The 23959-nt window shown below is 65.3% G+C and carries 17 protein-coding genes; 5 read left to right on the top strand and 12 right to left on the bottom strand.

What is annotated here, in order from left to right; genetic code table 11:
* Nucleotides 1-14: 14 nt before the first annotated feature.
* The 4 genes from M2299_RS20015 to betI all read right to left on the bottom strand — a co-directional run bounded on the left by M2299_RS20015 (nt 15) and on the right by betI (nt 5798).
* Nucleotides 15-1691 carry a long-chain fatty acid--CoA ligase gene (locus tag M2299_RS20015; protein ID WP_025878948.1) on the bottom strand — a complete coding sequence of 559 codons (1677 nt, stop codon included), beginning with the start codon at nt 1689-1691 and terminating at the stop codon, nt 15-17.
* Between the two features lie 218 nt (nt 1692-1909).
* On the bottom strand, nt 1910-3592 hold the full coding sequence (betA, locus tag M2299_RS20010; RefSeq protein WP_059064112.1) for a choline dehydrogenase: 1683 nt from the start codon (nt 3590-3592) through the stop codon (nt 1910-1912).
* Nucleotides 3593-3693: 101 nt separating this feature from the next.
* On the bottom strand, nt 3694-5166 hold the full coding sequence (gene betB, locus M2299_RS20005) for a betaine-aldehyde dehydrogenase (protein WP_280884885.1): 1473 nt from the start codon (nt 5164-5166) through the stop codon (nt 3694-3696).
* A gap of 41 nt (nt 5167-5207) precedes the next feature.
* Nucleotides 5208-5798: a transcriptional regulator BetI gene (gene betI, locus M2299_RS20000; protein WP_032975469.1), complete on the bottom strand. Its 591-nt coding sequence runs from the start codon at nt 5796-5798 to the stop codon at nt 5208-5210.
* A 170-nt stretch (nt 5799-5968) separates the two neighbouring features.
* On the opposite strand from betI, the gene M2299_RS19995 reads away from it, so the two are divergent.
* Nucleotides 5969-7519, top strand: a complete 1551-nt coding sequence (locus M2299_RS19995; protein WP_025878952.1) for a BCCT family transporter — start codon at nt 5969-5971, stop codon at nt 7517-7519.
* A gap of 265 nt (nt 7520-7784) precedes the next feature.
* On the opposite strand, the gene acnA is transcribed toward M2299_RS19995, so the two are convergent.
* Entirely contained in the window at nt 7785-10538 is a 2754-nt protein-coding gene (gene acnA / locus M2299_RS19990; protein WP_280884884.1) for an aconitate hydratase AcnA, read from the bottom strand.
* A gap of 257 nt (nt 10539-10795) precedes the next feature.
* On the bottom strand, nt 10796-11167 hold the full coding sequence (gene bamE, locus M2299_RS19985; RefSeq protein WP_025878954.1) for an outer membrane protein assembly factor BamE: 372 nt from the start codon (nt 11165-11167) through the stop codon (nt 10796-10798).
* A 190-nt stretch (nt 11168-11357) separates the two neighbouring features.
* Between bamE and M2299_RS19980 the strand changes: the two genes are divergently transcribed.
* The 4 genes from M2299_RS19980 to M2299_RS19965 all read left to right on the top strand — a co-directional run bounded on the left by M2299_RS19980 (nt 11358) and on the right by M2299_RS19965 (nt 16515).
* Nucleotides 11358-11582 (top strand): AbrB/MazE/SpoVT family DNA-binding domain-containing protein, encoded by a 225-nt coding sequence (locus tag M2299_RS19980; RefSeq protein ID WP_025878955.1) that lies wholly within the window; start codon nt 11358-11360, stop codon nt 11580-11582.
* A gap of 6 nt (nt 11583-11588) precedes the next feature.
* Nucleotides 11589-11990 carry a type II toxin-antitoxin system VapC family toxin gene (locus tag M2299_RS19975; protein WP_049466025.1) on the top strand — a complete coding sequence of 134 codons (402 nt, stop codon included), beginning with the start codon at nt 11589-11591 and terminating at the stop codon, nt 11988-11990.
* Between the two features lie 41 nt (nt 11991-12031).
* A complete protein-coding gene (gene acnB / locus M2299_RS19970) occupies nt 12032-14623 on the top strand; it encodes a bifunctional aconitate hydratase 2/2-methylisocitrate dehydratase (protein WP_280884882.1) in 2592 nt (863 codons plus the stop codon).
* 125 nt (nt 14624-14748) lie between these two features.
* Nucleotides 14749-16515 (top strand): WG repeat-containing protein, encoded by a 1767-nt coding sequence (locus M2299_RS19965; protein ID WP_165780892.1) that lies wholly within the window; start codon nt 14749-14751, stop codon nt 16513-16515.
* A gap of 115 nt (nt 16516-16630) precedes the next feature.
* Here M2299_RS19965 and M2299_RS19960 read toward each other — a convergent pair whose 3' ends face one another.
* The 6 genes from M2299_RS19960 to M2299_RS19935 form a co-directional block, all read right to left on the bottom strand.
* Nucleotides 16631-16987, bottom strand: coding sequence for a hypothetical protein (locus M2299_RS19960; RefSeq protein WP_133119676.1), 357 nt, complete (start codon nt 16985-16987; stop codon nt 16631-16633).
* 129 nt (nt 16988-17116) lie between these two features.
* Nucleotides 17117-18712 (bottom strand): hypothetical protein, encoded by a 1596-nt coding sequence (locus M2299_RS19955; RefSeq protein ID WP_280884881.1) that lies wholly within the window; start codon nt 18710-18712, stop codon nt 17117-17119.
* A gap of 87 nt (nt 18713-18799) precedes the next feature.
* A complete protein-coding gene (locus M2299_RS19950; protein WP_099842416.1) occupies nt 18800-19873 on the bottom strand; it encodes a chemotaxis response regulator protein-glutamate methylesterase in 1074 nt (357 codons plus the stop codon).
* Nucleotides 19870-20466, bottom strand: a complete 597-nt coding sequence (cheD, locus tag M2299_RS19945; protein WP_025878962.1) for a chemoreceptor glutamine deamidase CheD — start codon at nt 20464-20466, stop codon at nt 19870-19872. Before cheD ends, M2299_RS19950 begins: the two co-directional genes overlap by 4 nt.
* A complete protein-coding gene (locus M2299_RS19940; RefSeq protein ID WP_032975462.1) occupies nt 20463-21332 on the bottom strand; it encodes a CheR family methyltransferase in 870 nt (289 codons plus the stop codon). The genes cheD and M2299_RS19940 overlap by 4 nt, the downstream gene beginning before the upstream one ends.
* Before the next feature lie 32 nt (nt 21333-21364).
* Entirely contained in the window at nt 21365-23629 is a 2265-nt protein-coding gene (locus tag M2299_RS19935) for a methyl-accepting chemotaxis protein (RefSeq protein ID WP_099842417.1), read from the bottom strand.
* Nucleotides 23630-23959 lie beyond the last annotated feature (330 nt).

Genomic DNA, 23959 nt, shown 5'->3' with positions numbered 1-23959 from the left:
CTTTCCCGAAACCCTTACGGGGCGGGCGTATCGCGGAGTTCGCGACGCAGGATCTTGCCGACGTTGGTCTTCGGCAGCTCTTTTCGGAATTCAACGATTCTGGGGTGCTTGTAGCCGGTCAGGTTGGCCCGGGCGTGCTCCTTGACCATCTCGGCGGTCAGGTTCGGGTCCTTCTTGACGATGACCACCTTGACCACCTCGCCGGACTTCTCGTCCGGTACGCCGACCGCGGCCACTTCCAGCACGCCCGGCATCATCGCGATCACGTCCTCGACTTCATTGGGGTACACGTTGAAGCCGGACACCAGGATCATGTCCTTCTTGCGGTCGACGATGTAGAAGAAGCCGTGCTCGTCCATCTTCGCCATGTCGCCGGTGTGCAGCCAGTCGTCGGCGTCGATGGCCTTGGCGGTTTCCTCCGGGCGCTGCCAGTAGCCCTTCATCACCTGCGGGCCGCGGATGCACAGTTCGCCCACTTCGCCCAGCGCCAGGATGTTGCCGTTGTCGTCCTTGATGCAGGCATCGGTGGACGGAATCGGCAGGCCGATCGAGCCGTTGTACTCGGCCAGGGTAAGCGGGTTGATGCAGGCCGCCGGCGAGGTCTCGGTCAGGCCGTAGGCCTCGACCAGGGTGACGCCGGTGGTCTTCTTCCAGCGCTCGGCGACCGCACGCTGCACGGCCATGCCGCCGCCCAGGGTCACCTTCAGCGAGGAGAAATCGACGGTATCGAAGCCAGGGGTGTTCAGCAGGCCGTTGAACAGCGTATTGACGCCGGTGATCGCGGTGAAGCGCACCGACTTGAGCTCCTTGACGAAGCCCTTCATGTCACGTGGATTGGTGATCAGGTGGTTGCAGCCACCGAACTTCATGAAGACCAGGCCGTTCGCCGTCAGCGCGAAGATGTGGTACAGCGGCAGGGCGGTGATGATCCATTCCTTGCCCATCTCGATGCCCGACGCGCTGATCCAGGCCGAGGCCTGCTGCATGTTGGCGATCAGGTTGCGGTTGGTCAGCATCGCACCCTTGGCCACACCGGTGGTGCCGCCGGTGTACTGCAGGAATGCCACGTCGTCATGGTCGATCTCGACCTTCGGCAGGGTGTGGCGGCTGCCCAGCTTGAGCGCCTGCTTGAAGCGGATCGCGCCCTTCAGATGGTAGTTGGGCACCATCTTCTTGATGTACTTAAGCACGAAGTTGACGATCGTGCCCTTGGCGCCGAGCAGGTCGCCCAGGCCGGTGGTGATGACCTGCTTGACCTGGGTATCGGCGATGACCTGTTCGACGGTGTCGCCGAAGTTGTCCACCACCACCAGCGCGGTCACGCCGGCGTCGACCAGCTGATGCTTCAGCTCGCGCGCGGTGTACAGCGGGTTGACGTTGACCACGGTCAGGCCGGCACGCAGCACGCCGAAGGTGGCGATCGGGTATTGCAGGCAGTTGGGCATCATCAGGGCGACGCGGTCGCCCTTCTTGAGCTTCAGCTCGCCCAGCAGGTAAGCGGCGAACTGTTCTACCAGGGCGTCGGTCTCACCGTAGGTGAGGGTCTTGCCGAAACTGGAGTAGGCCGGTCGGTCGCGGTACTTCGCGACGGAGGCGTCGAAGACCGAAACTACCGAATGGAACTCGTTGACGTCGATTTCGGCGGGAACGCCTTTCGGATAGCTCTGCAGCCAGGGACGATCCAGACTCATATTCCCCCTCCAGGAATCGTAATGATGGGTGCGGCGCGGACAGTATCCGCCAGAACCGCTCTCCGCAGCATACCGTCCCGTAGGGAAAACGCGAAGAGGGTGGACACTGCGCGGCCGTATGCGCCAAAAGCCGCCGGGCATGGCCCGGCGCGACCGAAGGCAAAGCCCGCCTGGTAGCGCCGGGCCATGCCCGGCGGATGTTTCCGATGTCCGGAGACTCAGCTCTTGTTGCGCACCGGCGCGCCGTTGGCCTTGTAGTACGCAGCCGTGCTGCGCGGCAGCGGGGCGCGGCCACGGATCACATCGGCCAGCTTCTCGGCGATCATGATGGTCGGTGCGTTGAGGTTGCCGGTGACCACCTGCGGCATGATCGAGGCATCGACGATGCGCAGGGCTTCCAGGCCGTGCACGCGGCCCTGGCCGTCAACCACCGCCATCGGATCATCGGCGTGGCCCATCTTGTTCGAGCACGACGGGTGGTAGGCGGTCTCGGCATGCTCGCGCACGAACGCATCGATCTGCGCGTCGGTCTGCAGCGCGCTGCCCGGCGAAATCTCGCGGCCGCTGTACGGCGCCAGCGCCGGCTGCGCGAAGATCTCGCGGGTGATCCGGATTGCCGAGCGGAACTCGCGCCAGTCCTGGTCGTGCGACATGTAGTTGAACAGGATGCTGGGATCTTCGCGCGGATCCTTCGAGCGCACGTGGATGCGGCCGCGGCTGGGCGAGCGCATCGAGCCGACATGCATCTGGAAGCTGTGCGCCTTGATCGGGTTGGAGCCGTTGTAGTTGATCGCCACCGGCAGGAAGTGATACTGCAGGTTGGGCCAGTCGAATTCGGCATCGCTGCGGATGAAGCCGCCAGCTTCGAACTGGTTGCTGGCGCCGATGCCGGTGCCCAGGAACAGCCATTCGGCGCCGATCGCCGGCTGGTTGTACAGCTTCAGTGCCGGGGCCAGCGAGACCGGCTTCTTGCACTCGTACTGCAGGTACATCTCAAGATGGTCCTGCAGGTTGGCGCCGACGCCGGGCAGGTGGTGCACCAGGTCGATGTCCAGGCTGCGCAGCAGGTCGGCCGGGCCGACGCCGGAGCGCTGCAGGATCTGCGGCGAGGCGATGGCACCGCCGCAGAGCAGCACTTCGCGGCGTGCGGTGGCGCGCTGCGGCTGGTCGTTGTGCAGCCACTGCACGCCCACCGCGCGCTTGCCCGAGAACAGGATGCGGTCGGTCAGCGCGTGGGTGACGATGGTCAGGTTCGGGCGCGGCTTGGCCAGATCCAGGTAGCCACGCGCGGTGCTGGAGCGGCGTCCCTTCGGCGTGACGGTGCGGTCCATCGGGCCGAAGCCTTCCTGCTGGTAGCCGTTGAGGTCGTCGGTGCGCGGGTAACCGGCCTGCACGCCGGCCTCGACCATCGCCGCGAACAGTTCGTTGTTGCCGGCCTTGGGCGTGGTGACGCGCAGCGGGCCGTCGCCGCCGTGGTAGTCGTTCGGGCCGATGTCACGGGTTTCGGCCTTGCGGAAGTACGGCAGGCAGTCCAGGTAGGTCCAGTCTTCCAGGCCCGGCATGCCGGCCCAGTTGTCGTAGTCCATCGCGTTGCCGCGGATGTAGCACATGCCGTTGATCAGCGACGAACCGCCCAGGCCCTTGCCACGACCGCAATCCATCCGGCGGTTGTTCATGAAGGGCTCGGGATCGGTCTTGTACGCCCAGTTGTAGCGCTTGCCCTGCAGCGGGAAGGCCAGTGCGGCGGGCATCTGGGTACGGAAATCGAGCCGGTAGTCCGGGCCACCGGCTTCCAGCAGAAGCACGCTGACATCGGCATCTTCGGTGAGGCGGGTGGCCAGCACGTTGCCGGCCGAACCGGCGCCGATGATGATGTAGTCGTACTCGTTATGGGTGCTCATGGTTGCTCTCCTGCAGGCCGGGCGCGCTGCATGCAGGCGTCCCGGCGGAATGTCGGATCGGCGCGGTGGCCGGACGATGGGCGGTGCTCAGGACGCGCCGGTCAGAACACGCTGGCGTAGTCGCCCAGTTCGACCTGCACCGACTTGATGCGGGTGTAGTGGCCGAGGGTGGAGATACCGTTCTCGCGGCCAACGCCGGACTGCTTATAGCCGCCGACCGGCATTTCCGCCGGCGACTCGCCCCAGGTGTTGATCCAGCAGATGCCGGCTTCCAGGCGATGGATGATGCGGTGGGCGCGGCTGATGTCCTTGCTGACCACACCTGCGGCCAGGCCGAAGGTGGTGTCGTTGGCGCGACGCACCACTTCGTCCTCATCGTCGTAGGCAAGGATGCTCATCACCGGCCCGAAGATCTCTTCGCGGACAATCGTCATGTCGTCGCGGCAGTCGGAGAACACCGTCGGCAGCACGTAGGCGCCGTCGGCCAGGGCACCGTCGGTGGCACGACCGCCGCCGGTCAGCAGGCGCGCGCCTTCGCTCTTGCCGCTTTCGATGAAGCGCAGCACGTTTTCCATGTGCGGGAAGCTGGTCAGCGGGCCGAAGTTGGTCTCGGCGGCAATCGGGTCGCCGATGCGGATGCGCTTGACGCGCTCGACCACGGCAGCTTCGAACGCGGCCAGCATGCTGCGCGGCACGAACACGCGGGTGCCGTTGGTGCAGACCTGGCCGGAGCTGAAGAAGTTGGCCATCACCGCGATGTCGGCGGCCCGGTCCAGATCGGCGTCGTCACAGATCACCAGCGGCGACTTGCCGCCCAGTTCCATCGTCACTTCCTTCAGCGACGACGATGCAGCGCTGGCCATGACCTTCTTGCCGGTGGCCACGCCGCCGGTGAAGGAGATCTTCTCGATCACCGGGTGCTCGGTCAGCCAGTTGCCGATCTCGCGGCCCGGGCCCTGCACGACGTTGAACACGCCGTCCGGCACGCCGGCTTCGGTGTAGATCTCGGCGAGTTTGATCGCGGTCAGCGGGGTCACTTCGGACGGCTTGAACACCATTGCATTGCCGGCGGCCAGGGCCGGGGCCGACTTCCACATGGCGATCTGGATCGGGTAGTTCCAGGCGCCGATGCCGGCGACCACGCCCAGCGGCTCGCGGCGGGTATAGAAGAAGCTCGATTCGCGCAGCGGCAGCTGGATGCCTTCGATGGCGGTGGCCAGGCCGGCGTAGTACTCCAGCACGTCGGCACCGGTGACGATGTCCACCGTGGTGGTTTCGGCCAGCGCCTTGCCGGTATCCAGGGTTTCCAGGTGGGCCAGCTCGTCGTTGCGCTCGCGCAGGATCTCGACGGCACGGCGCAGGATGCGCGAGCGCTCCATGGCGGTCATCGCTGCCCACACCTTCTGGCCTTCGCTGGCGCTTTCAACGGCGCGTTCGACATCGGCCTGGCTGGCGATCTGCACGTCGGCCAGCACCTGGCCATTGGCAGGGTTGACGGTCTGGAAGGTCTTGCCGCTGGTGGCGTCGACGCGGCGGCCGTGGATGTACAGCTGTTGCACGGGCAGGGTGGTCATCGGCTTGCTCCTGGAAGGGATGGGGCGGGGTCGTGGCGCGCTCAGGGCGCGTTGGCCTGCAATTGGAAATCGATGTAGCCGTAGGCGATGCGGCGCGCCTTGTCGGCGTTGAAGTCACCACCGACCAGGCTGCCGCGCAGCCACAGGCCGTCGATCATCGCGGCCAGCCCGCGTGCGGACAGGCGTGCCTGTGCATGCGGCAACTGGCGGTTGAACTGATGGCAGAGGTTGGAGAACAGTCGCTGGTCGTTGGCGCGCTGCAGCCGCGCAAGTTCCGGCTGATGCATGCTGGCGGCCCAGAAGGTCAGCCATACGCGCATGGCGGTCCCGTTGGTCTGGCTGTCGTCGAAGTTGCCATCGACGATGGCGCGAAGCTGTGAACGTGCGTCGCCGGCGGCGGCGTCGCGATAGCGGGCAACGGCTGCCTTCAGCTCGCGCAGGATCTGCCGCATCGCCGCATTGAGCAGGCCGTCCTTGTCGCCGAAGTAATGGGCGACGATGCCGCTGGACAGGCCGGCCTTTTTTGCGATGGTAGCGACGGTGGCATCGGCCATGCCGATCTCGTCGATGGTCTGGAAAGTGGCCCGGATCAGCTGCTCGCGGCGGACCGGTTCCACGCCTTTCTTCGGCATTGTCTCTCCACGGATTGCGACCCGGGATGCCGGGCTGGTGAAGATCATACTTTTTATTGATTGAACGTTCAATCAATAAACCCTACGATGCCGGTCGCGCCCCCACGCCATGGGCCCGGTTTCCGGTCCGGCCCCGCCCATGTGCCCCCTTGGACTGATGAGACGACCCCATGTCTTCCCTGGCTCATCCCAAGCGCTCGCCCCTGCGCTTGAACCGTTTCGTGTTCTTCAGTTCGTCGGTCTCCATCGGCATCCTCGGTGCGTTGACCGTCTTTTTCCCGGAGGCCAGCGAGCACTGGCTGCAATGGGCACAGGCCGAGGTCTCGGCGGCGTTCGGCTGGTGGTACATGCTGCTGATCGTGGCCTGCCTGGGCTTCGTGCTGTGGCTGGCGTTCTCGCCGTATGGGCGCATCCGCCTGGGCCATAACGAGGAATCGCCGGCGTTCGGCTACGTGGCCTGGGTGTCGATGCTGTTCTCGGCCGGCATCGGCATCGCGCTGCTGTACTACGGCGCCTACGAGCCGCTCGATCATTTCCTCAACCCGCCCGGGCAGCCCGGCGGCACCGTCGCCGCGGGCCGCGAAGCGATGGTGCTGACCTTCCTGCACTGGGGCCTGCATGGCTGGGCGCTGTACGCGCTGGTCGGCGTGGCGCTGGGCTACTTCGCCTACCGCCGCAACCTGCCGCTGGCCCTGCGTTCGGCGCTGTACCCGATCTTCGGCGAGCGCATCCATGGCCGCATCGGCGACATGGTCGATGGCTTCGGCATCCTCGCGACGCTGATCTCGATGGTCACCAACCTCGGCATCGGTGCACTGGTGGTGCAGTCCGGCCTGGTCTACCTGTTCCACATCCCGGATACGCCGCAGGTGCTGGTGGCGATCGTGCTGGTGATGATGGTCGTGGCCACCATCGGCGTGGTTGCCGGCGTGGAGAAGGGCATCGCCTGGCTGTCCAACCTCAACGTGCGCCTGCTGTGCCTGCTGCTGCTGTTCGTGCTGGTGACCGGGCCAACCCTGCACCTGTTCGATGGCCTGGTACAGAACACCGGCGACTACCTGGGCGCGTTCGTGCGCAAGAGCTTCGACATGTACCTCAACGACCCGAAGGGGCGTGAGTGGATGGGCTCGTGGACGTTGTTCTACTGGGCGTGGTGGATTGCCTGGGCGCCGTTCGTGGGCCTGTTCGTGGCGCGCATCTCGCGCGGCCGCACCATCCGCGAAGTGATCATGGGCGTGCTGCTGATCCCGTTGGGTTTCACGCTGGCCTGGCTGTCGATCTTCGGCAACACCGCCATCGACCTGGTGCTGAACCACGGCCAGGCCGTGCTGGGCCAAGTGGCTCAGCACGATGCGGCGATGACCCTGTTCAAGCTGCTGGAATACTTGCCCGCAGCGCCGTACATCGCTGGTGCGGCAGTGGTCATTGGTTTCGTGTTGTTCCTGACCCCGGTCGATTCGGGCACGCTGATGATCGCCAACCTGTGCACCCGGCGTGTCGATGATGGCGTGGAGGATGGGCATGACGCGCCGATCTGGCTGCGCGTGTTCTGGGCGGCGGGCATTACCGTGGCCAGTGTCGGCCTGTTGCTGGCCGGCAACTTCAGCGCGATGCAGACGGCGGTGGTGCTGTGCGGCCTGCCGTTCTCGTTCATCCTGGCGTTCTACATGTGGGGCCTGCTGAAGGCGCTGCGTACCGACCCGGACGCGCCGCGACGATAGGTGGCGCCGGGCCGCCACGCCCGGCGAGCAGCAAAGAAAAGGGCCGGATCTGTGAGGATCCGGCCCTTTTCGTTTGTTTCCGGGATCCGCCGGGCATGGCCCGGCGCTACCCGTTACCTGGCAGCCAGCTGGCGCAGCACGTACTGCAGCAGGCCACCGTGGTGGGCGAGGAGGCGCGCTTGCGAACCACGGGTTCGCGCGCCTCCGCAGCGCCCCCGCGCTGGCGCGGGGGCCGGGCTTCCGCCCATCGGGTCCACGGAAGGGTTCAGCGACCTGCCAGCTGGCGCAGCACGTACTGCAGCAGGCCGCCGTGGCGGAAGTACTCCACTTCCTTCGGGGTCAGCAGCATCACCGAGACTTCGAAGGTCTTCTTCGTGCCATCGGCCTTGGTCGCGGTGACCGTGGCGCGCTTGCTGGCGCCATCCTGCAGGCCGGTGACATCGATCACTTCCGAGCCATCCAGACCCAGCGACTGTGCGTTTTCGCCGTTGCGGAACTGCAGCGGCAGCACGCCCATGCCGACCAGGTTGGAGCGGTGGATGCGTTCGAAGCTTTCGGCGATGACCGCCTTCACCCCCAGCAGCAGGGTGCCCTTGGCGGCCCAGTCACGCGACGAGCCGGTGCCGTATTCCTTGCCGGCCAGGACCACCAGCGGCACCATGTCGGCCTTGTACTTCATCGCCGCATCGTAGATCGCCAGCTTTTCCGGCTGGCCGCCGTTGCCCGGGTAGTACAGGGTGTTGCCGCCTTCTTCGCCACCGAACATCAGGTTCTTGATGCGGATGTTGGCGAAGGTGCCGCGGACCATCACGTCATCGTTGCCGCGGCGGCTGCCGTAGCTGTTGAAGTCGGCCGGCTGCACGCCGCGCTCCTGCAGGAAGCGACCTGCCGGCGAATCCTTCTTGATGTTGCCGGCCGGGGAGATGTGGTCGGTGGTGATCGAATCGCCGAACAGGCCCATCACCCGCGCGCCGTGCACATCATCGATGCTGCCGACCTGCATGGTCATGCCATCGAAGTAGGGCGGGTTCTTGATGTAGGTGGACGCATCGCTCCATTCGTACAGGTCACCGTCCGGCGAGGCGATGGTGTTCCAGCGGGTATCGCCCTTGAACACGTCGGCGTAGTTCTGCTTGAACATCTCCGGGCCCACGGTGGCGGCGATGACGTCGCCGATCTCCTTGTTGCTCGGCCAGATGTCACGCAGGTACACCGGCTGACCATCGCTGCCGGTGCCCAGCGGCTCGGTGGTCAGGTCGATGTCGGCGGTGCCGGCGATGGCGTAGGCCACCACCAGCGGCGGGCTGGCAAGGTAGTTCATCTTCACTTCGGGGTGCACGCGGCCCTCGAAGTTGCGGTTGCCCGACAGCACCGAGGTCACCACCAGGTCGCCACTGGCGATGCCGGCACTGACTTCGGTCGGCAGCGGGCCGGAGTTGCCGATGCAGGTGGTGCAGCCATAGCCCACCACGTAGAAGCCGATCTTCTCCAGCTCGGTGAGAACGCCGGCCTTTTCAAGATAGTCGGTGACCACACGCGAGCCTGGGCCGAGCGAGGTCTTGACCCACGGCTTGCGGTCCAGCCCCTTGGCGGCCGCGTTGCGGGCCAGCAGGCCGGCGCCGATCATCACCGCCGGGTTGGAGGTGTTGGTGCACGAGGTGATGGCGGCGATGACCACCGCACCATCCTTCAGCCGCACCTTCCGGCCGTCCATCTCGATGTCGGCGTAGCCCTTGGCCAGCTGCTCGTTGCCCACTGCGGCGCCGCCGCCTTCATTGACGAAGGTGGAGACATCCTCGCTGCGCTTGTCGCGGTTGGCGGTCATGCCGACCAGCGCGTCGCGGTAGTTCTTCTGCACGTCTTCCAGCAGCACGCGGTCCTGCGGGCGCTTGGGGCCGGCCAGCGAGGGCTTCACCGTGCCCATGTCCAGTTCCAGCGTGGTGCTGTACTGCGCATGCGGGCTGTTGGCGTCGTGCCACAGGCCCTGCGCCTTGGCGTAGGCTTCGACCAGGGCAATCTGCTCTTCGCTGCGGCCGGACAGGCGCAGGTAGGTCAGCGATTCGTTGTCGATCGGGAAGATGCCGCAGGTAGCGCCGTATTCGGGGGCCATGTTGCCAATGGTCGCGCGGTCGGCCAGTGGCAGATGCTGCAGGCCATCACCGTAGAACTCCACGAACTTGCCGACCACGCCGAGCTTGCGCAGCATCTGGGTGACAGTCAGCACCAGGTCGGTGGCGGTGGCGCCTTCGGGCAGCTTGCCGGTCAGCTTGAAGCCGACCACCTGCGGAATCAGCATCGACGAAGGCTGGCCGAGCATGGCGGCCTCGGCTTCGATGCCGCCCACGCCCCAGCCGAGCACGCCGATGCCGTTGATCATCGTGGTGTGGCTGTCGGTACCGAACACGGTATCCGGATACGCAACGGCCTTGCCGTCCTTGTCCGCGGTCATCACCACGCGGGCCAGGTTTTCCAGGTTCACCTGGTGGACGATGCCGGTGTTGGGCGGCACCACCTTGAAGTTGTCGAAGGCCTTCTGGCCCCAGCGCAGGAAGCCGTAGCGTTCCTGGTTGCGCTGGAATTCAATCTTGCCGTTGAGGTCCAGTGCGTCGGGCTTGCCGAACACATCCACCTGCACCGAGTGGTCGATGACCAGTTCGGAGGGGATCAGCGGATTGATCTGTTCGGGGCGGCCGCCGAGCTTGACCACCGCATCGCGCATCGCGGCCAGGTCGACCACGCAGGGCACGCCGGTGAAGTCCTGCAGGACCACGCGCGCGGGCATGAAGGCGATTTCGGTATCCGGTTCGGCGCTGGGCTGCCAGCGGGCGACGGCCTCGATGTGATCCTTGCCGACGGTGACGCCGCCATCCTCGTGCCGGAGCAGGTTCTCCAGCAGGATCTTCATCGAGTAGGGCAGGTGGGAGATGTCGAAGCGCTGGCCCAGCTTGGGCAGGCTGAAGTAGTCGTAGGTCTTGCCGCCGACGTCCAGCTGGCTGCGGGTGGAGAACGAATCGCTCATGCGGGATGACTCCTCTTGCGGATGGCTTGCAGTGGCCCGCATGGGCGGGCCTGCTTGCGTTTGCCGGTGGCACTCCGGCCCCGGATCCTGCCCAGTATCGGCGATCCAGTGCCCGGCAATGACCCGGCAGGCTTGGAACGCAAGGTTACAGCGGTGTGTGTAGCCTTCGTGTCAGCGTGTGCATCGTTTCTGCGCCGGCCCGCAAGCAGACGGGGCGCTCATGGGCGCCCCGTCCAGGAATGCCTCGGCTGCAGGACTTACTTGCCGTTGGCGGCATCGATCAGCGGATTGCCGGTCTTGCCGACAGCGTTGCTCTTGGACTTGGCCGTCAGCACGCCCTGCTTGTTGAACTCCAGTACGGTCGCTTCCTGGATGTTCTTGCCGAAGCTCTTGATCTTCACGAAGTCGTAGTACCAGACCTGGGTGTCGCCCAGCTGTTCGCGGCGGCCGGGGGCGCCGAACTTCTCACGGATGTTGTCCTGGGTGGTCTTGCCCACTTCCAGGGTGTCCATCTGCTGCTGGGTGATCTCGATGCCGGTGGTGTAGGCGCCGAACGGGTTGGCATGGGCGGAGGTCGTCGAAACGGCCAGCGGGGCTGCGAGGATCAGGGCAAGGGCGAGCGCGCGCATGAAACTTCCTTATTTATGGAGCGGATAGGTGCGGTTGGAACGCCGGGGCGTCCAGCCGGGGCACAGCAGGGCTGCTGGGCGAGTCTAACGCCCGGCTGCGACTGACGCGGGATCAGGGTCACATATCGGGAGGTTTGTTCCGGATGCGACGGGTATGTATAATTCATACATACTTTTTGAGGCGTACCCCATGGAAGCCACCGTTGCTGAACGCGGACAGATCACCCTGCCCAAGGCAGTGCGCGATGCGCTGGGCCTGACCAAGGGCACCTTGCTGAAGGTGGAGCTGGAAGGCAGCCGGATCATCCTGCGCAAGAGCGTGGACGATGCGATCTCCCGCGCCCGCGGAAAGTTTTCGCTGGACGGCTTCGAATCGGCTGATGCGGCCGTGCGCGACCTGCGCGACGAGGAGTAAGCGGTGATGATCGCCGTCGATTCACCGGTGCTGGTCGAACTGCTCAGCAACGGCCCGCAGGCCGATGCGGTGGAAGCCTGCCTGCGGCAGAGCCTGGTCGGTGGCCGCGTGGTGGTCTGCGGCGCGACCCTGGCCGAGATCTGTGCCGCCCTGCGCGGCGGTGCCGAGGTGCTGGAAGCGCTGGAAGAAATGGGCGTGCACTTCAACGCGCTGGAAGCCAAGTCGGCACTGCGCGCGGGTGAGATGCATCGCCGCCATCGCCAGCGCGGCGGCAGCCAGCGCCGTGGCCTGGACGAATTCATGATCGGCGCGCACGCCCTGCTGCAGTGCGATGGCCTGATCACCTGGAACGACACGTTTTATCGCGACTACTTCAAGGGCCTGAAGCTGATCGTGCCGCAAGCCTGAGCCCACTTTTTATTCACCTCACGCATTACCCGGGAGTTGTCATGTTGGAAGCCTACCGCCACCACGTCGCCGAGCGCGCTGCGCTTGGCATCCCGCCCCTGCCGCTGACCGCGCAGCAGACGGCCGATGTCATCGAACTGCTGAAGAACCCGCCGCAGGGCGAGGCCGAGTTCCTGCTCGACCTGCTGACCCACCGCGTGCCGGCCGGCGTCGATGACGCTGCCAAGGTCAAGGCCTCGTACCTGGCCGCGATCGCACTGGGCAGCGAGCAGAACCCGCTGATCAGCCGCGAGCGCGCCACCGAACTGCTGGGCACCATGCTGGGCGGTTACAACGTCGCGCCGCTGGTGCAGCTGCTGGACGATGCCAGCGTTGGCGCCATCGCTGCCGACGCGTTGAAGAAGACCCTGCTGGTGTTCGATGCCTTCCACGACGTGCAGGAAAAGGCCAAGGCGGGCAACGCCAACGCCCAGGCCGTACTGCAGAGCTGGGCCGATGCCGAGTGGTTCACCAGCAACCCGGAAGTGCCGCAGAGCCTGACCGTCACCGTGTTCAAGGTGCCGGGCGAAACCAACACCGACGACCTGTCGCCGGCACCGGACGCGACCACCCGCCCGGACATTCCGATGCACGCCCTGGCGATGCTGAAGAACAAGCGCGACGACGCGCCGTTCACCCCGGAAGAAGATGGCAAGCGCGGCCCGATCCAGCAGATCCTGTCGCTGAAGGACAAGGGCCATCTGGTCGCCTATGTCGGCGACGTGGTCGGCACCGGTTCCTCGCGCAAGTCGGCCACCAACAGCGTGCTGTGGTGGACCGGCGATGACATTCCGTACATCCCGAACAAGCGCGCCGGTGGCGTCTGCCTGGGTTCGAAGATCGCCCCGATCTTCTACAACACCATGGAAGATGCCGGCGCGCTGCCGATCGAGCTGGACGTGTCGAAGATGGAGCACGGCGATGTGGTCGAGCTGCGTCCGTACGACGGCAAGGCGCTGAAGAACGGCGAAGTGATCGCAGAATTCCAGGTCAAGTCCGAAGTGCTGTTCGACGAAGTGCGTGCCGGTGGCCGCATTCCGCTGATCATCGGCCGTGGCCTGACCGGCAAGGCGCGTGAAGCGCTGGGCCTGGCCCCGACCGACCTGTTCCGCCTGCCGGTGCAGCCGGCCGACACCGGCAAGGGCTTCTCGCTGGCACAGAAGATGGTCGGCCGCGCCTGTGGCCTGCCGGAAGGCAAGGGCATGCGCCCGGGCACCTACTGCGAACCGAAGATGACCTCGGTGGGCTCGCAGGACACCACCGGCCCGATGACCCGCGACGAGCTGAAGGACCTGGCCTGCCTGGGCTTCTCGGCCGACCTGGTGATGCAGTCGTTCTGCCACACCGCGGCCTACCCGAAGCCGGTGGACGTCAAGACCCACCACACCCTGCCGGAATTCATCTCCACCCGCGGCGGCATTTCGCTGCGTCCGGGCGACGGCGTGATCCACAGCTGGCTCAACCGCATGCTGCTGCCGGACACCGTCGGTACCGGCGGCGACTCGCACACCCGTTTCCCGGTGGGCATTTCGTTTCCGGCCGGTTCGGGCCTGGTTGCCTTCGCCGCTGCCACCGGCGTGATGCCGCTGGACATGCCGGAGTCGGTGCTGGTGCGCTTCAAGGGCAAGATGCAGCCGGGCGTGACCCTGCGTGACCTGGTCAACGCGATTCCGCTGTACGCGATCAAGTCGGGCCTGCTGACCGTGGCCAAGGCTGGCAAGAAGAACATCTTCTCCGGCCGCATCCTGGAAATCGAAGGCCTGCCGGAGCTGAAGGTCGAACAGGCGTTCGAACTGTCCGATGCCTCGGCCGAGCGTTCGGCGGCCGGCTGCTCGGTGCGCCTGAACAAGGAGCCGATCATCGAGTACCTCACCAGCAACATCACGCTGCTGAAGTGGATGATTGCCGAGGGTTACCAGGATCCGCGCTCGCTGCAGCGCCGTATCGAGAAGATGGAAGCGTGGCTGGCCAACCCGGAGCTGCTGGAGCCGGATGCCGACGCCGAGTACGCCGCCGTCATCGAGATCGACCTGGCCGACATCCACGAGCCGATCGTGGCCTGCCCGAACGACCCGGACGACGTGAAGACCCTGTCCGAAGTCGCTGGCGCCAAGATCGACGAAGTGTTCATCGGTTCGTGCATGACCAACATCGGTCACTTCCGTGCGGCTGCGAAGCTGCTGGAAGGCAAGCGTGACCTGCCGACCCGCCTGTGGGTGGCCCCGCCGACCAAGATGGATGCGTCCGAGCTGACCAAGGAAGGCGTGTACGGCACCTTCGGCGCGACCGGCGCACGCATGGAAATGCCGGGCTGCTCGCTGTGCATGGGCAACCAGGCGCAGATCCGCGAAGGCTCCACCGCGATGTCGACCTCGACCCGCAACTTCCCGAACCGCCTGGGCCGCAACACCAACGTGTACCTGGGTTCGGCGGAACTGGCGGCGATCTGCTCGCGCCTGGGCCGCATCCCCACCAAGGAAGAGTACATGGCCGATATCGGTGTGATCGCCGCCAGCGGCAGCGAGATCTACCGTTACATGAACTTCGACCAGATCGAGGAATACCAGGACGTGGCCAACACGGTCGCTGCCTGAGGGTAGTGCCGGCCGCTGGCCGGCAGCCCGTTGAAACGAAGAACCCCCGGTGAGAGCCGGGGGTTTTTTGTGGACGGAGCACTTTCGTAGAAGTTGTATTTCTGTGGAGATGCATGGCGCCTACCGTGGATGCCCCCTCTTCGGTCTCGACTGAGATGCGCCGCTCATTTCTGCTGACTTCCTGCCCTACGCATCGCCGTACCGTCACCACCCAGGCTCTGGGCATTCTATTGGCTTCTGTACTTTTGACCATTGCGCCATCGGCAGGCGCGACGCCGGCGCCCGCAATGCCACAGCCCATCGAACCGCCGCCACGTTTCGATAGCACTACACGCCACGGCCTCTGTCATGAGGGTCGCTGCGTGGTGCTGGATGGCACGGGCCGACGACTGGCCGAGCATCGGGGAATGGAGTACATCCGTGGGTTCGAGAATGGGGCAGCGGTCTTCAAAAGTGGCACGAACTGGGGAGTCATCAATTCAGCAGGACGCGTCGTCGTGAAAGGACACTACGATCATGTACAGACGCATGGCAACGGGCTGATTGAGGCTGAGGTGTTGCTGCAGAACGAGCCCGATGTACGTAAACGCATAGATTTCTTTGATGGACGGGGCCGCTTGGTTCGGCGCTTTACGGTAGTGGTAGAAAAGGATCTTCTGCGCTCGACGGCCTGGGCTGGAAGTCCGGCTGTCGAAATCTGCAGCGAGGAAAGGCGACGTTGCAGGACCAGTTTCCTTGATGCGAAGGGCAAGTCCGGTCCAGTCTTCAATGACTTTATCGCCATTGATGATGATGCGGAAGTTGCCATCGCTTCGCGGGATGGTGTGCACTTCGGCCTGGTCGATCGATCACTTGCAGGCGTAGGCCGCCAGGACTACGACCGGATGACCTTCAACAGGTCGGGTTTCGCGCTCGCCACCCAAGCCGGGAACGACACCGTGTTGGATCCCCACGGGGTGCAAGTGGCGCCGATGGGGCGATATCGGTTCAAGTTTGGAATAGGTGGGTACCTGCTTTCGGCGGTCACCGAGGACGGCGAGTGCCTGCACTTCACGCGCGCGGGTTCGATATTTCCGACGCCTGCAGGCAACTGTATGAAGACCGATGAGTTCGCCGAACGCGTGGGCTATGTAATCTTCAGTTCGGAAGATGATGAATACGTTGTAGGCCTGGATGGATCGCTGCGCTCTGCGCAACACACTGCAGGCCTGTATCCGTTGAACCGCAGGATGGTCCAGTATCAAAAGCCCGGCGAAGCGGGGGTGCGTTTCATGATGCTGGATGATGGCAGCATCTCGTCTTCCCTGTACTACCGACTTGCGCCTTTTCAAACCGCGGCAGGACTGGATGACCAACTGCTGTTGGCCCAAGCCGATGGAGGATGGGGTGTAATAGATGCCAGGGGCGCTTGGCTGATTCCTCCTCGCTACCCACGGATCGAGCCGCTGGGTGCGAATCTGATCGCGGCATTCGAACAGCCGGGGTATGACCCGGGGTATCACATACTCGATCTGCGCGGTAATGCGCTAGCTGATTTCACGCCGAATGATCCCTCACCGGCGCTCTTGGCGGATGGAACGAGGGCCTACGCCCTCTCACTGCATGGTCGCTGGGGGCTTCTGGATGGGTCGGGGCGGTGGAGGCTGGCGCCACGCTACGGCTACGTGAGTGTTTCGAATGGCTTGGTTTTCGTGCGTGAGCGAAACAGTGCCGGTGATGTTACGGTTAATCTTCTTGATCCAGACACAGGAACAATGCTGTTTGAGCAGGGAATCCTATCGATTCATCATCGCGCGGATGGTCTATTTGAGATATTGAAGGCAGACCGGACCTTGGAGCTGATGAAGCCTGACCGATCCGTTCTGGCGAGCTTGCGACCGAGCCCCAGATGACAGTCGGGGCAGGTTGACGCGGATTGAAGATCACGCCGGGCATGGCCCGGCGCTACCCGAGCGGGTGAGAATACTGTTGAGATGAAAGTCCCTGGTGCAAGCCGGGGGCTTTTTGTTACTGGATGGTCCAGTCCGCCGTGCCCTGCAGGCGCTGGCCGGCGAACAGCACGTTGCCGCGCCCGCCGGAGACGTCCATCTCGAACCAGGGCAGGCCGTCGCGGGTGAGCGGGCGGACGTAGGCCCGCCGCTTGGCGCGGTTGAATTCGATGTAGTACCGGCGGCGAACATTCGGTACCTCCGCAATCGATGGGCCCTTCCAGCTGACGTTTACTTCGCCGGGGTCCTCACGGCCGAGCATCATCAGCGTGAAGAATATCTCGCCGTGCTGGGCCTCGAAGTAGAAAGGTCGCCACTGGCGACGGCCGGAACCACGGGCAGCGACACCAGTAGGGCCAGCAGGTGGGCTTTCCACCACATCCGTGTCGACACGCGCAGCATCCGTTATGCGTTGCTGCAATGAAAGCACATCCGGCCCATGCCGGCACCACGGCCGACACGCAGGCGGGATGACATGACCCATCCCGCCCGTGTTGCACGGCCATCAGTACGCGGCGAATTCCTTGATCGGGATGGCCTTGCAGTGGGTCATGGCGGTGGCGAGGTCGACCTGGGCGCCTGCTGCGGCGCTGTGCGACGGAGTGACTGCGGCAGCCTCCAGCCACAGACTGGGCAGCGCCTGTGGCGACTCCAGCACCCGGTTCCAGAGCGCGTCGCGCAGTGGGCTGCTGTAGGTGCTGCCGGGCGTCACGATGCACAACCGCGTACCGGGGGCGCTGCTGGCCTGCTGCAGCACCTGCTGCAGTGCGGCGTTGGCGCTGGCGTCGTCGCTCAGCTGCTGCGGCGCACTGTTCTGCGTGGTGTCCTGGATCTGCAGCCTGCCCGGGGTGAACAGCAGGACCTGCATTTCCTGCCGCGGTTCGATGCGCACCGGCGCGCGGGTGCCCTCGCAGATCGTGGGGGTTGGCCGCGTCTGCTGCGGTGTCATGCTGCCGTCGGCATGCACCTGGCGGATATGCAGCCGACAGATCTTGTCGGCCACTTCAAATTCCACTTCGTAATCCTGACCGGGCCTGGCCACGAACTGACCCGACAGCTTGCCGTCGCAGTACACGCGACTGCTTGCGTCGAAGCGTGCCTCGAAGATCAGCGGCTTGCCACCGGGCACTTCGTATTCCTGGTAGCTGAGCGTGGAAAACCGCTCCTTCTCTTTGCTGCGCAGGGTTTCCGTGACGGGGATGCCGAGCACGCCTTTGTCGCCGGCGTTGTTGTACTTGACGTCGATCCTGTCGCGGTAATCCTCGCGGCAGGCGGCATCGGTGTACAGGGTGGTGGTGCGCCCCAGGGCTGCGTAGACGCGCACCCGTGCCGGGGGAGCGGCGCCGTCAGCGTAGGCGCTGACATCTTCAGCGGCCAACGGGCGCGGATACATCGCGGGGATCCTCTTGACCAGCTTCTCGATGCATTTCATCGTGATCATCTGCGCGGCCCCCTTGAGCCGCGCGTAATCATCGGCCTGCCATGCTTCCAGGGTTGCGCGGTTGTCGCTGTCATTGCAGCTGATGATTTCCGCCAGCGTACCGTCGGCACGCCGCTGCTCGATGGTGCTGGAGTGGTTGAGGCGGTAGAGGGGATCCTTGCGCGTGTTGCCCTGGTGCACCAGTGCCCACGTGTCTGCACTGAAGCGCAGGGTACTGGTCTGCGCGGGCAGCGCGTCGGGTGCATAGCGGAAGTAGCCGCCCACCAGCGCCTTGGCCACGTTTGGCATCAGCGTGATGGCGGGACTGGCTTGTCCTTCGATGATGCTGCCGGGCAGGTTGTTACGCTGGAAGTAGTCCGGCTCGTTGCCGCTGAAGAGAAGCGCGAGCCCCTTAGGCGTGAGCGCCTCGCTGTCATCGGGAGTGACGATGCGCAGCGCCACGTCGGGTGCGTGCATACGCTTCAGCGCGCCGGCCGGACCGCTCTGGATCTGTACGCGATCAGTCCAGGGGGCAGGGTGGTCGGTGGTGGTAGCGGTGGCGGTGGCAGCGACGGGTGTTGTGTGCGGCGGTGCTGATTGTGCGGCAGACGTGGCCGCCAGCGGGGCCAGTAGCGCGGCAGTCAGCAGCGAGGTTCGGGTGGGGAAGCGGCGCTGGGCCATGGTGAAGCTCCTTGAAGAACGAAACAGCTGGCCCCTCCGGGGCCGGCGTTTGAAAGACGGGATGAAGCGCCGCGGCGCTGTGGTCGGTCAGCCGCGGGCCAGCGCCAGCAACCGTTCGGCAATGCGCTCCAGCGGCACCTGTTCCTCGGCCGCGCCGAGCTTGAAGGCTGCACCGGGCATGCCCCAGACCACGCTGGTCGCCTCGTCCTGCACCAGTGTGGGCGCGCCGGCCTGGCGCATTTCCAGCAGGCCGCGTGCACCGTCGTCGCCCATGCCGGTGAGGATCGCGCCGATGGCATTGCCGCCCGCGCTCTGTGCCACCGAGCGGAACAGCACGTCCACCGCCGGCTTGTGCCGGTTCACCGCAGGACCATCGTCGACACGGCAGCGCCAGCGCGCACCGTCGCGGATGATCCGCAGGTGCTTGCCGCCCGGAGGCAGGTAGGCGTGGCCGGGCAGCACCGCTTCACCGTCGCTGGCTTCGCGCACGGCCATTGCCGAGTGACGGTCCAGTCGTTCGGCGAAGGCGGTGCTGAAGCTGGCGGGCAGGTGTTGGGTCATCACCACGGCCGGACCGTCTGCGGGCATGCCTTCCAGCACCACGCGCAATGCTTCGGTACCGCCAGCCGACGAGCCGATGGCGATCAGGCGGTCGGTGGTGCGGAACTGCGTTGCTGCCGGGCGCGCGGCAGGGGCGGCGTCCAGCGTGAGTTTCGGTGCGGCCACGCGTACCAGCGGGCGCACCCGGGAACGCGCAGCCATCTTCACCTTGGCGATGATTTCATCGGCATAGCCCTGCAGGCCGCGGGCCACGTCGAGCTTGGGCTTGGACACGAAGTCCACCGCGCCCAGGCCCAGTGCCTGCAGGGTGGTATCGGCGCCGCGTTCGGTCAGCGAAGAGATCATCACCACCGGCAGCGGGTGCAGGCGCATCAGGTTTTCCAGGAACGCCAGGCCATCCATGCGTGGCATTTCCACGTCCAGGGTGATCACGTCCGGGGCCAGGCGCTTGATCTTCTCGCGGGCCAGCAGCGGGTCGGCGGCGGTACCGACCACGTCGATGGCCGGATCGCTGGACAGGATCTCGGTAAGCATCTGCCGGACGACGGCGGAGTCGTCGACGATCAGGACCCGGCAGGGGGCGTTGCCGGTCAGGGTCATTCGAACAGCTCCACGCCACCGGTGACCGGGGCCTTGGACAGGCGTGCGCGCACGGCCGATTCGGTCGCGGCGACTTCGGCTTCGTGGGCGTGTGGCAGGCGCTGCACCACCACGCGGCCGGTATCGGCGAAGAACCAGATCTTGCGCGGATGGATGCCGCACAGGTCCTCGGCGAGGATCGGGATGTGTTCGGCCTGCAGGTACTGGCGCACGAATTCGGCGTTGCGGGTGCCTACCGGATTGCTGGTGAAGCCCTTCAGCACGTTGGCGCCGCCGAACACCTTCGCCTCGATGCGCTTGCGGTGGGCGCCGCGCTTGAGCATGTCGTTGATCAGCAGTTCCATCGCGTAGCTGCCATAACGTGCGGGCGCGCCGTCGCCGGCGTTGCCTTCGGGCAGCAGGAAGTGGTTCATGCCGCCGATCTTCAGTACCGGGTCGCGCAGGCAAGCCGCCACGCAGGAGCCCAGCGTAGTGGTCAGCGCGGTGGTGTCATCCACCACCAGGTACTGGGTTGGCAGCAGCTTGGCGGCGATGGTCTTGAAGCGTGCGTCCTGGTAGCGCATCACATCGTCGGTACGCAGTGATGCGTTCATGCGCCGGCCTTTGCCGCACGACGGTACAGGGTACGGCCGCAGGGCTGGATCAGATCGGCCGCGTGCAGGTAGTTCTCCGAGTGGCCGGTATAGAGCAGGCCGTCGTCGGCCAGGTGGTTGACCAGGCGGCCAAGAATCGCGCGCTGGGTCGGCTTGTCGAAGTAGATCATCACGTTGCGGCAGAACAGCGCATCGAACGGGCCGCCGACGTCGTAACGCGGTGCCAGCAGGTTCAACGGGCGGAATTCGATCAGTTCGCGCAGCGCCGGCAGCACGCGGCACTGGCCTTCGTTGGGACCACTGCCACGCTGGAAATAGCGGCGACGCAGGTCCGGATCGAGGCCGGCGACACGGTCGATGTTGTAGACGCCGCGCCCGGCGGTGGCCAGCACCTGGGTGTCGACGTCGGTGGCGACGATGCGTACCGGCGGCTTCAGGGTGCCGAACGCTTCGCAGGCGGTGATCGCCATCGAGTAGGGCTCTTCGCCGGTGGAGGCGGCGCACGACCACAACAGCAGCGGACCGCGCCCGTTGCGCTGCTGCAGCTCTTCGCGCAGCTTGTCGAAATGGTGCGGCTCGCGGAAGAACGCGGTGAGGTTGGTGGTCAGCGCATTGGTGAATGCCTGCCACTCGTCACCATCACCCTGTTCCAGGTGGTCCAGGTACTGCTGAAAGCTGCGCATGCCCAGCGTACGCAGGCGGCGCGACAGGCGTCCGTACACCATGTCGCGCTTGGCCGGGGCGAGGGCGATGCCCACACGCTGGTAGATCAGGTCGCAGACGCGGCGGAAATCACGGTCGGCGAATTCGAATTCGCGCGTACCGCTGACGATGGGGGTAGGGCTCTGCACGGGTGACGTGTCCATCGGCGGGGCGGCGGCCGGAGCCGCCGCGAGGATCAGAATTCCTGCCAGTCGCCGTCGTTGGAGACGACGGTGCTGGAGTGGGTACGGCGGATCGGTGCCGGCGTCGACAACGGTCGCGAAGGCGCAGGGCTGGCAGCCTTCGGCGCGACCTTGGCGGTCACCGCCTTCACTGCGACAGCGACCTGGTTGTCGAGGCGGAAGATCGCCACGGCGTCGGCCAGCTGTGCAGCCTGGTCTTCCATCGCCCGCGCGGCGGCGGTGGCTTCTTCCACCAGCGCGGCGTTCTGCTGGGTGGTTTCGTCCATCTGCACCACGGTCTGGTTGACCTGCTCGATGCCGGCCGACTGCTCCTGCGAGGCGGCGGAGATCTCGGCCATGATGTCGGTCACGCGCTGCACCGAGGCGACGATCTCGCCCATGGTGCTGCCGGCCTGGTGGACCAGGCTGGAACCCTCGGCGACCTTGCCGACCGAGTCGTCGATCAGGCCCTTGATCTCCTTGGCGGCGGCGGCCGAGCGCTGGGCGAGGGTACGCACTTCGCTGGCGACCACGGCAAAGCCACGGCCCTGTTCGCCGGCACGGGCCGCTTCCACTGCGGCATTCAGCGCCAGGATGTTGGTCTGGAAGGCGATGCCATCGATGACCGAGATGATCTCGGCGATCTTCTTCGACGACGCTTCGATGGCACTCATGGTGGTGACCACCTGGCCGACCACTTCACCGCCCTGCGAGGCCACGCCGTGCGCACCGATGGCGAGCTGGTTGGCCTGGCGCGCATGTTCGGCGTTCTGGCGCACGGTGGAGGTCAGTTCCTCCATCGAGGCGGCGGTTTCTTCCAAGTTGGCCGCCTGCTGTTCGGTACGGCGCGACAGATCGCTGTTGCCCGACGCGATTTCGCCGGCCGACAGGGTGATGCTGGAGGCACTGGCCTGGATCTGGCCGACGATCTGGGTCAGCTGGCTGACCGTGGCGTTTGCATCGTCGCGCATGCGGGCGAACACGCCCTGGTAGTCACCGTGCATGCGTGCCGTCAGGTCGCCGTCGGCAATGGACGACAGCAGCTGCGAGAGCTTGCCGAGGTTGTCATCGCTGACTGCCATCATGGCATTGAGGTTTTCCAGCATGGTGCGGAAATCGTGATCGAAGCGCTGTGCATCGCCGCGCTGGCTGAAGTCGCCCGCAGCGGCGGCACTGGCCAGCTGCTTGATCTCGGCGTTGATGCGGCCGAGGTTGGCCTTGACCGTGTCGACGGTGGTGGTCATCGCCGCCTTTTCGCCCGGATAGCGCGCGATGTCGCTGCTGAGGTCGCCCACGGCGTACTGCTGCACGACGTTCAGTACATCGTGCAGGGTCTGCACGTGGCTGCCGACCAGGACGTTGGTTTCCTGCACCATCAGTCCGTATTCGCCGGGGAAGCTGCTGGCGTCGATGCGGTAGCTGAGTTCACCGCCATCGTGGCGGCGCGCCATCTCGCGCTGGCCGCTGATGACCGCGTGCAGCTGCTGCTGCATGCGCGACATGGCTTCGAGCAGGCGACCGGTTTCGTCATGCGGCTGCGGGCCGATGTGGCTGTCCAGCTTGCCGCCGGCAATGCCTTCGGCCACGGCGGTGGCCTGCTTCAGCGGGCGTGCGATGCGGTTGCCGATGACCCAGCTCAATGCCAGCACGATCAGCACCAGTACGCCGCCGGCCAGGGTCATGATGGCGGTGAAGACCAGTGCCTGCTGCTGCACGTCATCCATGTATACGCCGCTGCTGACCACCCAGTTCCAGGGCTTGAACAGGCCGGCGTAGGACGCCTTGTCGTACAGGCCTTCGCTGTTGGCCTTGGCCCACTTGTAGGAGACCACCCCGCCGCCCTTGCGAGCCACTTCCACCAGGTCGTGGAACAGCTGCACGCCGTCCTCGGAGCGGAAGTCCTTCATGTCCTTGCCGATCAGGTCCTTGCGGAACGGATGCATCAACACGCGGTAGTTCGTGTCGTAGACGCTGTAGTAATACGTATCGCTGTCGGCGCGCATGCGCGCCAGCGCATCGAGCGCGGCCTGGCGGGCGGCGGGCTCGGTGAGTTCGCCGCTGGCGGCCAGCCCGTGGTAGTGGTCGAGGATGCCGTAGGTCAGTTCAACCTGGGTCTTCAACGACGACTTGCGGGTTTCATTGAGGTCCAGGTACTGCATGCGGGCAGCGATCACCGAGAGCGCGATCACGCCGAGTGCGATCAGCAGCGTGAGCAGATTGAGCTTGCGTCGGACGGAGAGATTGCTGAAGTAGTGTTGCCAGCGATGCAGGAGATTCATCGAGCAGTACCCGGGTGGTGGTGGGTGGAGGCGCCGGTGCTGATCGGGAGCAGCGGTGACATGACCGTTATCGGCCGCGGGGGCGGGGGATTGAGGTGGGCTGTTCGAACGTATTCAGGTTTGTTCGCAGCGGCGGCTGCGGCGCTGCCTGCGGCAGGCTTTTGGAGCGAGAGCAACAGCAACAGCAACAGCAACAGCGGATGGTCGGCCCTGCAATGTTGAGGGGGAGCCGTGCGGGGATGGGCTGGCGGGACACGCCGTAAACCCATCCATGGGGGCTCGATGGCGCCATCCATGGCGCCAACGGTCCCGCCAGCCCATCCCCGCACG

Origin of the sequence: Stenotrophomonas sp. 1278, from assembly GCF_029892765.1 — a bacterium.
Taxonomy (GTDB): Bacteria; Pseudomonadota; Gammaproteobacteria; order Xanthomonadales; family Xanthomonadaceae; genus Stenotrophomonas; species Stenotrophomonas indicatrix.
Note: the sequence above shows the minus strand (reverse complement) of the source record. Positions and strands in the feature narration are given on the sequence as shown.

What these genes read in the sequence shown, in the direction of transcription:
- M2299_RS19995 (WP_025878952.1), top strand. Translation starts at nt 5,969, where the DNA reads ATGTCTTCCCTGGCTCATCCCAAGCGCTCGCCCCTGCGCTTGAACCGT.
- M2299_RS19935 (WP_099842417.1), bottom strand. Translation starts at nt 23,629, where the DNA reads ATGAATCTCCTGCATCGCTGGCAACACTACTTCAGCAATCTCTCCGTC.
- M2299_RS19955 (WP_280884881.1), bottom strand. Translation starts at nt 18,712, where the DNA reads ATGGCCCAGCGCCGCTTCCCCACCCGAACCTCGCTGCTGACTGCCGCG.
- cheD (WP_025878962.1), bottom strand. Translation starts at nt 20,466, where the DNA reads ATGAACGCATCACTGCGTACCGACGATGTGATGCGCTACCAGGACGCA.
- acnA (WP_280884884.1), bottom strand. Translation starts at nt 10,538, where the DNA reads ATGAGCGATTCGTTCTCCACCCGCAGCCAGCTGGACGTCGGCGGCAAG.
- acnB (WP_280884882.1), top strand. Translation starts at nt 12,032, where the DNA reads ATGTTGGAAGCCTACCGCCACCACGTCGCCGAGCGCGCTGCGCTTGGC.
- betA (WP_059064112.1), bottom strand. Translation starts at nt 3,592, where the DNA reads ATGAGCACCCATAACGAGTACGACTACATCATCATCGGCGCCGGTTCG.
- bamE (WP_025878954.1), bottom strand. Translation starts at nt 11,167, where the DNA reads ATGCGCGCGCTCGCCCTTGCCCTGATCCTCGCAGCCCCGCTGGCCGTT.
- M2299_RS19940 (WP_032975462.1), bottom strand. Translation starts at nt 21,332, where the DNA reads ATGGACACGTCACCCGTGCAGAGCCCTACCCCCATCGTCAGCGGTACG.
- betI (WP_032975469.1), bottom strand. Translation starts at nt 5,798, where the DNA reads ATGCCGAAGAAAGGCGTGGAACCGGTCCGCCGCGAGCAGCTGATCCGG.
- M2299_RS20015 (WP_025878948.1), bottom strand. Translation starts at nt 1,691, where the DNA reads ATGAGTCTGGATCGTCCCTGGCTGCAGAGCTATCCGAAAGGCGTTCCC.
- M2299_RS19980 (WP_025878955.1), top strand. Translation starts at nt 11,358, where the DNA reads ATGGAAGCCACCGTTGCTGAACGCGGACAGATCACCCTGCCCAAGGCA.
- M2299_RS19950 (WP_099842416.1), bottom strand. Translation starts at nt 19,873, where the DNA reads ATGACCCTGACCGGCAACGCCCCCTGCCGGGTCCTGATCGTCGACGAC.
- betB (WP_280884885.1), bottom strand. Translation starts at nt 5,166, where the DNA reads ATGACCACCCTGCCCGTGCAACAGCTGTACATCCACGGCCGCCGCGTC.
- M2299_RS19975 (WP_049466025.1), top strand. Translation starts at nt 11,589, where the DNA reads ATGATCGCCGTCGATTCACCGGTGCTGGTCGAACTGCTCAGCAACGGC.